The following is a 13911-nucleotide window of genomic DNA, read 5'->3' on the forward strand; positions in this document are numbered from 1 at the left end:
TTATACAGCAAGCCATAGCAGAACGCTCGTCGACGCTCATGGCTCAGGGGCTCCAAGACGCGGGCTGGGCAACCGACAGCAGCTACGCCAACAAGCTCATCGCGATCATGGACCAATACGACTTATGTCGTTTCGACATATAGATGCGATACCGTGCCGATTCTGGCGGTATCTCAGAAGAAAACGAAAGCGGCTCCCCGCATCGGGGGAGCCGCGTTCTTCATGCATGCCGTCAAGCGAAGGGAGGGAAGGTTGTGACGGCTGCTTCGTATTGGAAAGGGAGGGGTTATTAACTACTGGGCGTTTGCGGGTTCGGAAGCGACCGTCTCTGCGACATCAGTGGCAGGCTCTTCAGCCTTAGCCTCTTTCGCAGGAGCCTCATCCGCAGGAGCCTCGAGCTTTTTCGCGGCCGCCTTCTTCTTACGCTTCGGAGCCTCTTCTTCCTCAGCTTCCTTCACAACATCCTTGTCGTTGCCAAGACCCTCACGGAAGTTGTGAATCGTGCGGCCGAGAGAACGACCGAGTTTCGGAAGGTGCTTCGGACCGAAGATCAAAAGGGCCACAGCAAGAATGATGAGCAGTTCGGGAACGCCAAGACCAAGAATTTTCATAACGCATATCTCCTTATAGGTGCGGTTGCATGTCTGCATTGCCTGTTGACGCTTTGCAGAATACTCCCGCACCCTGTAAGGCGGCTATCATGCAGCCTTAGGAAACCCCAGTTCACAACGTCATCATTTGTCATGCACGTTGAGTATTGGCCTACTTTTCGACCTTTTCGCCCTCGCTGTCGCTAGATTCGCGGCCCTTGCTAGAAAGCAATTCAGCCTTAACAGCATCGCCGGTCATGTTCTGCCAGCGCTCGCGATTCCACGTCTCAAGATTGGTGGAATGGCGCATCTGAATAAGCTCGAGCACAACGGCAAACACCATGGCGAAATACACCATGAGCTTCTCCATGTGCATATCGAGCACCTCGATGCCGGAGTTAATGCCAAGGCTATCGAGCACGAGCAAAACGCCGATGACCGAGATGAAGACAAGCGCCAGAATCTTCATTTCCGCATGCTTGTTAATAAAGTCGGAAATAGGATCGATGAACACCATCATCACCACAATGGCGATCATAACGGCCATAATCATGATAATGAGGTGATCGGCAAGGCCTACCGCGGTAATAACAGAGTCGATGGAGAACACGACGTCCATCACCATGATGGTTGCAATGGCTTGCGCAAGGCCAATCTGGCGAAGCGATTTATGCTCTTCAGAATGCTCGGCCTTCTCTTCGGTAAGCGCCAATACGTCACGAAGCTCATCGATGCCCTTGTAGATAAGATAGGCGCCGCCGAGCAGTAACACGAAATCGCGCACGCAGAAGCCATGAGTCCAGAAACCGAGGTCGAGCGAGAACAGCGGCTTGGTCATATGCACGAGATAGCTTGCAAAGCACAAGAAGATACAGCGCGAAATCATGGCACCCAGAAGACCGAGCTTGCGACCGATGTGCTGTTTTTCAGCAGGAAGCCTGCTTGAGGTAATTGAAATGAAAACAATGTTGTCAACGCCGAGAACGATCTCCAAGAAAATGAGCGTGATCAGCGAAATCCATGCTTCCGGCGTGGTGAAAATCGATAAATCCATGGTGCTCCTTTCGGCTGGAACGCAAAAAGGAACACGACCCCTAAGCGCCCAAGCCATAACGTGCTTGCAGTAGCGCCAAGAGTCTTGTTATTTAAGACACGCCAGGTGAAATACCGGGTCTGTTGACGTGCCGCACCTCGCGAAAAATCGCGGGTGCCAACTACTCCCCCTTAGACAAACGAGACGGTTTATTCGCCGCCTTCGCGTGAGTGATATAATGACGGAGTTTTTTGCAACCAAGAACAGGATTGCTATGAATTTCACGAAACTACCGTTCTCTAAACAAAAACAAATCGACGAGGGACCCATTCGCACCATCGACAGCTCGTCTCTCGCACGGCCGTTCGACCCACCAAAGCCCGTGCTTATCGTCTCGCTCGTTTTCGCCCTTATCGCGGCCATCATCGGCGGCCGTTATGCTTTCGGCGTAATCGACGGCATACTTCATGGCGCACAGCGCGACGCCGCCACTGTCGAAACGAATATCAACCGCGGAGTGTCGTACGATTTACCTATCATGGAAAACTATATTTCCCTCGACGATGCGACTATTGTACAAACCTTCGCCGACGCCGGATACCAGACGTACAACATACTTGGCGAAGGCGAAGAGGGCGTTGACGTCATGAAGATCCCAAGCGATGTGACGATCGCCGATGCCGCGCTCGTTTACGCTAAGGGCGTTTCAAACATGGATGCGGTAACTGCGTCGAAATACTTGGTAGGTTCATGGCGGTTTACGGTTTCGCGCACCAACGGCACCGAGATGAAAGTGCGCTATTGCGACCTTGCCGCCGAAAATGCACAAGATGCGGTACAGCACGCATGGCAAAACGAAGGCTGGGCCGACAACGGCAATGTAACCATTACCGCCGAAGGTGTTGACGAAATCGGCAACACCTACCGCGAAGGCACCATTGAAACCGAGAGCGGCACGCATAGCTGGCGTATTTCCGTATGCGACCTTGACGGCGTGTACAGCATTTCCGGCCTTCCGAGCACCGCTCAGTATGTCGGCATACGCATGAATTAACCTGTTATGCAACCTGTTAAATGCTACGAGCATTTAACAGGTTCAAGCACGGATGTTATTCAAACAAGGCTTTGCCCTCGTCGGAGACCACAACGCGAACCGCCTTCGGCAAAATGCGCGCGACAAAAGGCGTCTTGCTTTTCGGAACTTCGCCGTCGTATTGAATCTCGAACGCAGGGTCCGCCTCAACGCGAACCTCTTTGCCCTGGTAAATCTCAAGAGAGTCGCCACGCTCTGGGAAATCCCCGTCTCGATCGAGCATCGCAGCGAAGACGGCGGGCAAAAGCTCGAAAGCGTTTTTGGCCTTCATGACAATCACGTCAAGCATGCCGTCACGCGGCTGATTCGTATGCGTGAACGAGATATCGAACTGAATCTTCGAGAAATTAATGACGAGCACGCCCAAGCCTTCGGTTTCGTGCCGTTCGCCATCGATGGTTACCGCGATTTTCGATCGCTGAGGAACAATATTGCTACCCGCGGCCAAGAAATACGCGACAGTACCGAAGAATTTCTTGTTCGGAGCCGCGCTTTCCATAATCGTCGCATCGTAGCCCGCACCCGCCATGATCATGAAGCCGTGCTTTTCGCCTTCGGCTTCGATTTCGGCGACATCGAAGTCAAGCGTCTCGCAACGTCGAGCGAGCTTCGCCAACGCGTGCGGCCCGTTCGGCTGAGCCAAGTTGAGGGAAAGCAGGTTCGCCGTGCCAGCAGGGTAGGGCAAAAGCGGCACACCAGTATTCGCAAGCGCATACGCGACCGAAGTCACCGTTCCATCGCCGCCCGAAGCAACGACCACATCGAAATCGCTCGCATCGTCAAGCAAGCCGTCGATTGACGTGGTGCCATCGGTTGATCGCATACACACCTCGTCGCCATCCTCCGTAAATGAACGCACAAAATCGTAAATGGACCCATCTCGGTATCCAGATGCGAGATTATTGATGATAAGTGCTTTCATCGCGCATTCCCCCTCTCTACCGTTAAGATGGTACTACATACAAATCGGAACATACGCAACTAAAGGAAAACCGTTGTACATCACCACTCGCAAGCAGTTGGAACAATTCATCGACCGCGCCCGCGTCAGCGAAGTGCTCGCAGTCGACACCGAATTCCTCCGCGAGAAAACATACTGGCCCAAGCTCTGCCTCATTCAAATGGGAACCGAGAAAGAAAGCGTCGCCATTGATCCTTTCGCCTTCGACAGCCTTGAGCCCCTCAAAGAGCTTTTCACGAACAAGAAAATCGTGAAGCTGTTCCACGCCGCATCGCAAGACCTCGAAATCATCCATCACGAGCTCGGCGTGCTTCCCGAACCGATTTTCGACACGCAAATCGCCGCGTCGCTGCTCGGCGGCACGCTGCAGGTTGGCTACGGAGCGCTCGTTATGAGTGAATGTGGCGTGAAATTGAAGAAGGCCGATTCATTCACCGATTGGAGCCGCCGTCCGCTCGCCGATTCGCAAATCGAATACGCGCTCGACGACGTCGTGTATCTGCCCAAGATGTATCGCTCCATGACCGCCGAACTCGAAAAACTCGGCCGCCTCCATTGGCTCGACAACGATTTCGCCGAACTTTCCAACCCCGAGAAATACATTGAAGACCCTAACGAACGCTGGCGCCGCCTTCGCCGCGTGAACCAGCTCTCTCGCAGACAGCTTTCCGCCGCCCGCGAAATCGCAGCTTGGCGCGAAACCACCGCGATGAAGCGCGATATCCCACGTAAATGGATCTGCTCCGACGAACAAATTGTCGAAGCGTGCAAACGAGAGCCGCGCACGCTCGACGACCTTTTCATGGTTCGAGGCATTCGCGGCGCCCTGAAAATGGACGACGCCCGTGCCGTATTGCGCGCATGCATCGCCGGCCTCGACGCGCCCAAGGAATCATGGCCCGAACTGCCGAAACCACCGAAAAGCGAAGCGAACGTCGACGCGCAAGTCGACCTGCTTTCCTCGCTTGTCAAGCTTCGAGCGAAAGAAAACGGCGTCGCATTCGGCGTGCTCGCGTCCCACGACGACCTCACCAAAATCGCACGCGGCCACTACGACCAAACCGACGTGCTCAAGGGCTGGAGGCGCACGCTTATCGGCGACGATTTGCTCGCACTCATGAATGGGGAAATGGCGCTCACAATTGAAGGCGGCGTGTTGAAAGTAACGAACGCTTCACAACAAGCCTAGGGCAAACTTCCGTTCGCTAGACTGTCCAATAACTCAATGCCGAGTCTCGGCATACGCAGCGCCCGTGAGGCGCATACCGCAAAGGATTGATGCATATGATTATGGTCGGAAACGATATGGGCCTGTATATCGCCGTTATGGTGCTCACGCTCGCCATTGGCGGCGGTGCCCAGTGGTACGTCACCACAATGCTGCACAAATACCAAAAGATTCCCTGCTCGTTCAACATCACGGGCGCTCAGATGGCACGCAAAATGAGCATAGATAAGGGTATCTCCAACGTTGGCGTGCTTTCCGGCGGTCCCAGCCAAGACTTCTTCGACCCGCGCAGCAACTCGGTCACGCTTGACCCCGATGCTTACCACACCACCTCCATCACTGCAGTTGCAACCGCCGTACACGAAATGGGCCATGCGACCCAGCATGCCGAGGGATACGGCATGATGAAGTTCCGCAGCGCGCTTGTTCCCGTCGTGAACCTGTGCTCAAACGCATGGATTATCATCTTTATGATTGGCCTGTTCGCAGGTGCCGCCGGCGGCGCATTCATCAAGCTTGCCATCATCATGTTCGCAGCCACGCTGCTGTTCCAGCTCGTCACTCTGCCTGTCGAGTTTGACGCATCGCGCCGTGGCCTCACGTATCTGAAAGCCTCTGGCATGAACGGTGCCGAACTCGCGGGCGCCTCCAACGTGCTTCGTGCCTGCGCGCTTACGTATGTTGCTGCCGCGCTCACCTCACTTCTGCAGCTCATCTACATGGTGCTTTCGACGCGTTCGGAAGACTAAACGCCCATGCTCGCTTCGCAAGTCGAACAACAACAGGGTGGTGACGAGAAAAAGCCCTTGAGCATCTCCGAGGCGCTTGATGTTGCCAAGGGCTCGCTTGAGAAGCTGAAGCTGCGCGTGCTCGGCGAGGTCTCGGAAGTCAATGTGAAACCGGGGTATGCCAACGCATACTTCACGTTGAAAGACGAGACCGGCACGCTGCCCTGCCAGATATGGCACGATCGATTCGAGAAAAGCGGCATCACGCTCGAAGTGGGCATGATGGTAGAACTCGTCGGTCGATTTTCGCTCTACCCGAAAAAAGGGCGCATGCACTTCCAGGTGTTCGCCATTTCCGTGGCGGGCGAGGGCATGCTGCGCCAGCAGGTCGCCATACTCCAGCGCAAGCTTGAAGCAGAAGGTCTCATGGCGCCCGAACGCAAAGTTCCCGTGCCTGCATATCCCATGAAAATCGGCGTAGTGACCTCGCCACGCGGCGATGCCATCCATGACGTTTTGCGCACAACGCGCCGCAGGTTTCCCCTTGCGCATATCTATGTTGCAGGCGTTCCGGTCGAAGGCGCGCGTGCACCTGAATACATCGTCGAAGGCATGCGCGCGTGCTTTCGAGCCCGCGTCGAAGTCATATTGCTCGTACGCGGTGGCGGAAGCTACGAAGATCTCATGCCCTTCAACGACGAACAGCTCGCCCGCGCCATTGTGAAATGCCCCATTCCCGTCGTAACGGGCATCGGGCACGAACCCGACACCACGATCGCCGACTTGGTTGGAGACTTGCGCGCTTCTACGCCTACCGGCGCCGCCGAAGCGGTCACCGTGCAAACGTCACAGCTCGCAGCCCAGCTGCGATCGGTAGGGGAGCATATCGCGCAGCGTCAGCAGCAGCGAATCCAGCATGCAACGCTTTCGCTCGACCGATACGCCACGCGACCCATATTCAAAGACCCTCGGTCGATGTTCGCAAGCGACCTTATCACGCTCGACATAGCGCACGACAGGCTCTCTCGAGCTCTTCCGGCCAATATCGAGCGAGACAAAACCCGCCTTGCGGCATATGCCTCGCGGCTTTCCGTAAAGCCAGCTGTCTTCGATCGCGCTTCCGCAAAGCTCGAAAACTACTCTTCGAGGCTTCACAGCTCCACTGCTTCGCTCGATCGCAATACGCTGCGCCTTTCTGCGCAATGCGACAGGCTTCGTGAAGTTTCCTCGAAACTCCTCACCCCTGCGCAGCACGAAGTAGCATTAAAGGCAGGGCGTCTCCACGATTTATCGCCACTTGCAACGCTTTCCCGCGGCTATGCAATAGCACGCGACGGGGAAGGCCGCATCGTGAAACACGCCTCGGCGCTATCACCCGGCGATACCTTTGAAATAACCGTTGCCGACGGCAGCATCTACGCAACCGTCGATTCCATTCGCGCTTCTGAAAGGAGCGACTCATGACCGACACCACCACCGCAACCGAGCCGAAAAAGGTGAGCGACCTGACTTTTCGCGAAGCCATGGCGGAGCTCGATGCCACGGTCACCACGCTTGAGAGTAACTCTCTCGAACTCGAGGAGAGCCTAAAAGCCTACGAACGAGGCGTCGCGCTGCTTGCCGATCTGCAGGCCCGACTCGCGAACGCCCAACAAAAAGTCGATGTGCTTATGGGCCAGCTCGACGCTCCCGCCGACGATGCGACCACTGACAGCACTCTTTCGTAGTATTCTTGGCATTTGCATTACACTAAAGTGCATAAAACTCTCTCAATGCGCGCATTGCGCGAGAAAGGCAGCATGGCATATGACCGACTGCGTATTCTGCAAAATTGCCGCTGGCGAAATTCCTGCCAGCGTAGTATACGAGGACGACAAGGTTATTGCGTTCGACGACCTTGAACCCCAAATGCCCGTGCATACGCTCATCATCCCTAAGCAGCATTTCGCCAACATTGGCGACGGTTTGCCAGACGACCTTATGGGCCATCTTTTCAACACCGTAAAAAAGGTCGCGGAAATTAAAGGCATCAATAAAACCGGCTATCGCGTCATCGTCAACACCGGCGACGACGCCCAGCAATCGGTTCATCACATCCATGTGCACGTTTTGGGCGGCGCCCCGATGAACTCTGGATCGCCCGCTCTCTAAAATCGTTCGACACGGGGGAACTTCGTGAAAATTCTCGTCATCAATGCTGGCTCTTCTTCATTGAAATACCAGCTCATCGACACTGAAAACAATAAGATGCTCGCCAAGGGCCTGTGTGAGCGCGTCGGAAGCAAAGATTCCTATATCAAGCATGGCGCCGACAAAGACGAGCGCATCTTTGCTCAATACATGGCCGACCACGAAGAGGCCCTGGCCGTCGTGTTCGATGCGCTGTGCCACAGCGAGCGTTCGACCATTCACTCCATTAACGAAATCGACGCCATCGGGCATCGCATCGTGCATGGTGGCAATTATTTCGACTCCTCGGTGCTCATCACGCCCGATGTCATCAAGAAAATCGAAAGCCTCTGCACATTAGCGCCGCTTCACAACCCGCCCGCGCTCAAATGCATCAACGTGTGCCAGAGCATGGCTCCCGACATGCCGCAGGTGGCCGTTTTCGACACGTCGTTCTTCCAGTCGCTCCCGCCTTCGGCGTACATGTATCCGCTGCCATACGAACTGTGCGAGAAGCATCAGATTCGCAAATACGGCGCGCATGGAACATCGCATCGCTATATCGCGCAACGCTGCGCAGCCCTCATGGAGCAGCCAATCGAAGATTTGAAGATCATCACATGCCACCTGGGCAACGGTTGCTCGATTTCCGCCGTCGACCACGGCATCGCCGTTGACACGTCTATGGGATTCACCCCGCTCGACGGCCTTATGATGGGCACGCGTTGCGGCGCCATCGACCCGGCCATCATTCCGTTTTTGGAAGAAGCCGAAGACCTTACGCCACCTCAAATCAATGAGCTCATGAATAAGAAATCGGGCCTGTTGGGCGTTTCTGGCATCAGCAACGACATGCGTGACGTGCGCAAGGGCGCCGAAGAAGGCAATGAGCGGGCAGTGCTCGCCTACGAGATGTACGCGCACTCCATTCGTAAATACCTCGGTCAATATCTCGTTGAAATGGCCGGTTGCGACGCTATCGTGCTTACCGCGGGCGTCGGCGAAAACTGCGACCGCATGCGACGCATCGTGTTCGCAGGTCTGCAGCCGCTGGGCATTATCCTTGACCAGGAGAAGAACCGCCGCGATTACCACGGCAAAGAGCGCTTCATTTCGCGTGACGATTCCCCGGTTAAAATCATTGTGATTCCAACCAACGAGGAATTCATGATTGCCCAAGATACATTGAGCATCGTGTCGCATCTCAAGAAATAACGAATTCGACCCAAGCAAAGGCCCCATGCCCTGCGTCCAAGAACGAACGTTCAATTGGAGGCAAAGCATGGGGCCTTTCTCGTTCATAATGCAAAAAAACGGGCCGCATAAGGCGGCCCGAAATGTATTCCATAGAGAGGCAAAACTCGAAGAGCGATTAAGCCTCCTGTGCCTGAACAGCGGTAATGGCAATAACGCCCAGCACGTCCTCGGCAGAGCAGCCGCGAGACAAGTCGTTCATCGGAGCACCCAGACCCTGAGTAATGGGGCCGTACGCCTCGGCCTTTGCCAGACGCTGCACGAGCTTGTAGCCAATGTTCGCAGCATCGAGGTCGGGGAAGACCAAAACGTTCGCCTTGCCGGCAACAGGGGAGTCGGGAGCCTTGCTTGCGGCAACGCTCGGAACGAGCGCGGCGTCGGCCTGGAGCTCGCCGTCAATAGCGAACTCAGGAGCCTTCTGCTTAGCAAGGGCAAGCGCCTCGACGACCTTTTGCGTATCGTCGTCTTTAACCGAACCGTAGCTCGAATGCGAAAGCATAGCAACACGAGCCTCGGCCCCAAGAAGCTTCTCGTAGCTTTTTGCCGTCGCAACGGCGATTTCAGAAAGATCTTCCGCATTCGGCTGAATGCATACCGCGCAGTCGCTGAACATAAACGTGCCGGCATCGCCAAACTCGCAGTTCGGAACTTCCATAACAAAGAAGGAGCTCACGAGCTTGCTGCCAGGCGCAGTTTTAATGATGCGCAGCGCAGGATGCAACACGTCTTTTGTTGCATGGCAAGCGCCACCAACCAAGCCATCTGCATGGCCAGTCTTCAGCAGCATGGTGCCAAAATACATGACATCATCCATTTGGGCTTCCGCTTCTTCGGGGGTAACGCCCTTGTTCTTGCGCAACTCGTAGAACGCCTCGGCCATTTCTTTGCGAAGCTCGCCTTGAGTGTTGTCGATAATAGTCGCGCCATCGAGTTTGAAGCCCTTTGCAGCGACCTCTTCAGGTTTGCCGACAATCACGATGTTTGCAAGACCCTGCTCCAGCGCCTTCTCGGCAGCTTCCAGGATGCGCTCGTCATTGCCCTCGGGCAAAACGATGGTCTTCTTGTCGGCCTTAGCGCGGTCGATCATAGTGCTCAGAAACGTTGCCATGCAGCGTCCTTTCTCTTGAATCAGCATGCCCCAATAATAACGCAGAGCCCAGCATCCGAGATTTATCAACACTCAATCTGGTGATTTCATAGGCTGAACGGCGGCAGGGAAGAGACGGCACGGCAAATCCTTATAATAAGGCGCGTTTGAGGTATCGCCGGTGCAAAAGGCGCATGTGATTCGCATTTCGCACGGTCGATATGAATTATTCCCAGGTCGCATGCGTTTCTATGCATGACCTCGAAAGGGTTCGAAAATGAAAACCATTTCTTTCGCCGTTCCTTGTTACAACTCCGCCGCATATATGGACAAGTGCATTGAATCGCTGCTCGCATGCGACGAGGGCAAAAACGACATTGAGATTCTTATCGTTGACGACGGTTCTACGAAAGACAATACGGCAGAAATCGCCGATGCTTGGCAGGAAAAATATCCTGGCACCATTCGAGCGATCCATAAACCCAACGGCGGTCATGGTTCAGCCGTTAATACCGGCCTCGCCAATGCTGAGGGCCGCTATTTCAAGGTCGTCGACTCCGACGACTGGCTCGACAAAGACGCCATGCATGAAGTTATGGCATACCTGCGCCGCCAAATGGAGCTCGCAGAGCCGACTGATATGGTAATTGGCAATTACGTCTATGAAAAAGTGCATGAAGGCACGCGCACCGTCATGGGATACAAGAATGTTTTCCCCGTAGGCGAGGAATTCGGCTGGGATGATACGAAGCATTTCCACCAGTCGCAGTACCTTCTCATGCATTCGGTGATTTATCGCACCGAACTCCTGCAAGATTTGGGCTTGAAGCTTCCCGAGCACACGTTCTACGTTGACAACATTTTCGTGTTTAAGCCTCTTCCGAGCGTGCGCACCATGTACTACCTCGATGTAGACATGTATCGCTACTTCATCGGCCGCGAAGATCAGAGCGTGAACGAAAAGATCATGTATGCCCGCCGCGACCAGCAGCTTCGCGTGACGCGTATCATGATCGACGCGATGAACGATGCCGAAATCGAATCCAAGAAACTCGAGCGATACATGCTCAACTACCTTTCCATGATGATGTGCATCTGTTCGATTTTCCTGCGCATGGAAAAGACCGACGAAAACGAGGAAAATCGCGCTGCCATTTGGGAATACCTCAAACAAAAGAACCCCGAGCTCTACAAGCGAGTCAAAAACACCGCGCTGAACTGGGGAACGAATATCCCCACCGAAGCTGGTCGACAGTTCGGCCTGGCGGCTTATCATATCGCGCAAAAGATTTTCAAATTCAACTAGCCGCGAGCCTATCAGTGCAGTACACGGCCCCATTGGGGCCGTTTTTTTTCGACCGAATGCATGGCGGTGAGGAAGAACCGAACCGTAATGGTGTTTGACGTGACGCCCAATCCCTGGTTCGGTCGACACGGAAAGCAAAGCCCCTTGAGGCAGTGCGCACAGCGCAAAGCAGAATGCATGCTATCGAGAGTAATCGGCGGGGTTTTTCGCTGCAGTCCCTGTTGTCTTGTCTTTAAATCGCAGGTCACGGCCGAAAAAGACCGCGCCTTCACCAAAGCGGTCTTTAACTTTATCGGTCGCTTTCGAAAGGCTCCTACCAACCTCCGCGTCAATCGACGGCTTCTTAGCAGCACCTTGCTCATCTCGAGGACTCGCATCGAAAGGAGCCGTATCGAAGAGTGATTCTTGAACCACCTCGTCTTTTTCGAAATGAGACACAGCGACGCCGACCAAACGCACACGCATCCCCGGCTTCCATATTTGAGAAATCATGCGCCGGATTTCAGGCATGAACACATGCTCGTTATCGTCTTGAGCGCGAAGTTGCGTTTGGCAGCTTTTCGATGTGCGGTCGGCAAAACGAAGCTTAAGAGCAAGCGTAGACCCCTTGAGACCATTTTTACGAAGCCGACGCGCAACTTTGGCCGCGAGCATATTCGCCGCGTTTTCTATCGCGTCGAAGGTAACGAGGTCTTGAGAAAACGTCATCTCGTTCGAAACAGACTTCACGGTTTCGTCTTGCATCACGGCAGTTGCATCAACACCCAGGCATCGCATGCGCATCATTTCGCCGTTCTTGCCGTATATTGAATGCAACACATCTTCCGGAGCTTCAGCCATATCGCCAAGCGTACGAATGCCATGCCGCAAAAGCTCCTCTTCGGCACGCTTGCCAACACCCGACATGACGCGAATGGGCAAAGGGAAAAGGAAATCAAGCTCGGAACCTGGGTAAATTACGGTAAGACCACGTGGTTTATCCTGGTCAGAAGCAATTTTTGCAACCGTTTTGCTCGTTCCGACCCCAATTGAGCACGTAACTCCAAGATGAGCCACTCGCTTTTGGATTCTGTCGGCGATGGCAACAGGATGCTCAGAGTTGACTTCGGTAGGGGAGACATCGACAAAAGCCTCATCGATGCTTACTTGCTGCACATGGGGGCTTTCATCGTGCAGAATAGCCATGACTCGAGCCGACATTTCCTTGTAGCGGTCAAAATGACCATGCGTCCATATCGCCTGGGGACAGAGCTCGCGCGCGGCAGAGGCGGCCATTGCGGAATGAACCCCATAGGCACGAGCCTCATAACTCGCCGTTGAAACAACGCCGTGCTTATCGGCGTCACCGCCAACGATTACCGGTTTACCGCGCCATGCAGGATGATCAAGCTGTTCCACAGAAGCGAAAAACGCGTCAAGATCAACGAGCAAGATCGCAGATCCCGTCCATGGTTGCACGTATGTCGAATCAAATTCTGCCATTGAGCTTTCTCACAGTACATCAACGTCACGCAAGGCGCGGCTTTCTTTATAGACTCCATGGTATCATGAAATCAGCAACTCCCCTGTTGCTATGTACAAATGTTCGATTTTCAAAATCGAACGAAAGGAGCACGCATGAATTTGAGCAAGTCAACCTGCCGCAACTTTGCAATTGGCGGCATTGTATGCGCTGGCATCAGTATTGTGATTGGCGGTGCTTTGCTCGATATCGTCGGCTTCGTTATCGGATTCATCGCACTCACATCGGCTAAGAAAATAATTGCAGCAATGCCCGGCGATGCCTACGTCGAAAATGTCTTGAAACTTGCGAAGATCGCTGTCGTCGTATCGCTGGTCGCATTCATCGCGAACATTTTGACCGCCGTTTTCCTGACGCCCGTTCTGGTCGACCAAGCGAGCAGCATGGTAGCCAAGTCCGCATCCACGTTCTAGGAAATCGTTCAAAGGCATAAGGCAAAGCACTTCCAGCAACTTCGAACCAGACGAGTTTTTGGTTACGCGACGACTTTTTCTAGCAAGCTAAGCGTGGCTATCAAGCGACAATCATGTAAATCACTTTCAAAGCCTTCCTTCGACATAGCCTGAAGGAAGGCTTTTGTTTGCGATTTTTGTTATCTGTAATTCTGATAATACATGTTATGTAAACTATCCGAATGAGCCGTCACGCGGCCTCACGCGGTTTCACGAGCACATCTCCGCAGCTCAAAATGAGGTTTTGCACCGTAAGAGCTCGCAACGCCGCGTGAGAGCTCGTATAAAACGCCGATTTTTGTTGGCATTTTCTACATTAGGCATTTGCGGGCAAATTGAGGGCATTCTCATTCAGGCGCATGGTTCTGCTGTTTTCGCCTTCTGCATGCAATTATTGTCGCTGAAACGATACGGACCACAGCGGCAGCCACAAACAAGCCGAATCCGATATACAGCCCCAGGGCGATAGACGGGTCGAATGTCGACAC

14 protein-coding genes are annotated in these 13911 nt (G+C 54.0%); 9 read left to right on the forward strand and 5 right to left on the reverse strand.

Translation table 11 applies throughout. The features are described 5' to 3' along the window. Window positions 1-293: 293 nt before the first annotated feature. Together tatA and ACWI8T_RS04855 are read right to left on the reverse strand one after the other, a co-directional pair. On the reverse strand, window positions 294-611 hold the full coding sequence (tatA, locus tag ACWI8T_RS04850) for a twin-arginine translocase TatA/TatE family subunit (RefSeq protein WP_329932487.1): 318 nt from the start codon (window positions 609-611) through the stop codon (window positions 294-296). 151 nt (window positions 612-762) lie between these two features. After that, window positions 763-1644, reverse strand: a complete 882-nt coding sequence (locus tag ACWI8T_RS04855) for a TerC family protein (protein ID WP_449138149.1) — start codon at window positions 1642-1644, stop codon at window positions 763-765. Window positions 1645-1897: 253 nt separating this feature from the next. Here ACWI8T_RS04855 and ACWI8T_RS04860 point away from each other — a divergent pair, with 253 nt between their 5' ends. Then, on the forward strand, window positions 1898-2677 hold the full coding sequence (locus ACWI8T_RS04860) for a hypothetical protein (RefSeq protein ID WP_449138150.1): 780 nt from the start codon (window positions 1898-1900) through the stop codon (window positions 2675-2677). 55 nt (window positions 2678-2732) lie between these two features. Here the strand turns inward: ACWI8T_RS04860 and ACWI8T_RS04865 are convergent, their stop codons facing one another. Then, window positions 2733-3638, reverse strand: coding sequence for a diacylglycerol/lipid kinase family protein (locus ACWI8T_RS04865; RefSeq protein ID WP_449138151.1), 906 nt, complete (start codon window positions 3636-3638; stop codon window positions 2733-2735). Between the two features lie 73 nt (window positions 3639-3711). On the opposite strand from ACWI8T_RS04865, the gene rnd reads away from it, so the two are divergent. From rnd to ACWI8T_RS04895, 6 genes are all read left to right on the forward strand, one after another. Then, entirely contained in the window at window positions 3712-4866 is a 1155-nt protein-coding gene (gene rnd, locus ACWI8T_RS04870; RefSeq protein WP_294374181.1) for a ribonuclease D, read from the forward strand. A 95-nt stretch (window positions 4867-4961) separates the two neighbouring features. Continuing rightward, on the forward strand, window positions 4962-5654 hold the full coding sequence (locus ACWI8T_RS04875) for a zinc metallopeptidase (RefSeq protein ID WP_311718734.1): 693 nt from the start codon (window positions 4962-4964) through the stop codon (window positions 5652-5654). A 6-nt stretch (window positions 5655-5660) separates the two neighbouring features. Beyond that, the gene (gene xseA / locus ACWI8T_RS04880; protein ID WP_449138152.1) at window positions 5661-7097 is read left to right on the forward strand and encodes an exodeoxyribonuclease VII large subunit; all 1437 of its coding nucleotides are present in this window, start codon (window positions 5661-5663) and stop codon (window positions 7095-7097) included. Further along, window positions 7094-7360 carry an exodeoxyribonuclease VII small subunit gene (gene xseB / locus ACWI8T_RS04885; protein ID WP_114615495.1) on the forward strand — a complete coding sequence of 89 codons (267 nt, stop codon included), beginning with the start codon at window positions 7094-7096 and terminating at the stop codon, window positions 7358-7360. Before xseA ends, xseB begins: the two co-directional genes overlap by 4 nt. A gap of 79 nt (window positions 7361-7439) precedes the next feature. Further along, the gene (locus tag ACWI8T_RS04890) at window positions 7440-7784 is read left to right on the forward strand and encodes a histidine triad nucleotide-binding protein (protein WP_281669045.1); all 345 of its coding nucleotides are present in this window, start codon (window positions 7440-7442) and stop codon (window positions 7782-7784) included. A 24-nt stretch (window positions 7785-7808) separates the two neighbouring features. Beyond that, the gene (locus ACWI8T_RS04895) at window positions 7809-9017 is read left to right on the forward strand and encodes an acetate/propionate family kinase (RefSeq protein ID WP_418949423.1); all 1209 of its coding nucleotides are present in this window, start codon (window positions 7809-7811) and stop codon (window positions 9015-9017) included. Between the two features lie 157 nt (window positions 9018-9174). On the opposite strand, the gene pta is transcribed toward ACWI8T_RS04895, so the two are convergent. Beyond that, the gene (pta, locus tag ACWI8T_RS04900) at window positions 9175-10164 is read right to left on the reverse strand and encodes a phosphate acetyltransferase (RefSeq protein ID WP_449138153.1); all 990 of its coding nucleotides are present in this window, start codon (window positions 10162-10164) and stop codon (window positions 9175-9177) included. A 256-nt stretch (window positions 10165-10420) separates the two neighbouring features. On the opposite strand from pta, the gene ACWI8T_RS04905 reads away from it, so the two are divergent. After that, complete coding sequence (locus ACWI8T_RS04905; protein WP_114615491.1) at window positions 10421-11449, forward strand: glycosyltransferase family 2 protein; 1029 nt, start codon at window positions 10421-10423, stop codon at window positions 11447-11449. A gap of 180 nt (window positions 11450-11629) precedes the next feature. On the opposite strand, the gene dinB is transcribed toward ACWI8T_RS04905, so the two are convergent. Then, window positions 11630-12931: a DNA polymerase IV gene (gene dinB, locus ACWI8T_RS04910; protein WP_449138154.1), complete on the reverse strand. Its 1302-nt coding sequence runs from the start codon at window positions 12929-12931 to the stop codon at window positions 11630-11632. 135 nt (window positions 12932-13066) lie between these two features. On the opposite strand from dinB, the gene ACWI8T_RS04915 reads away from it, so the two are divergent. Then, window positions 13067-13384, forward strand: a complete 318-nt coding sequence (locus ACWI8T_RS04915; RefSeq protein ID WP_449138155.1) for a hypothetical protein — start codon at window positions 13067-13069, stop codon at window positions 13382-13384. Window positions 13385-13911: the final 527 nt, after the last annotated feature.

It is taken from the genome of Slackia sp. (assembly GCF_977041755.1).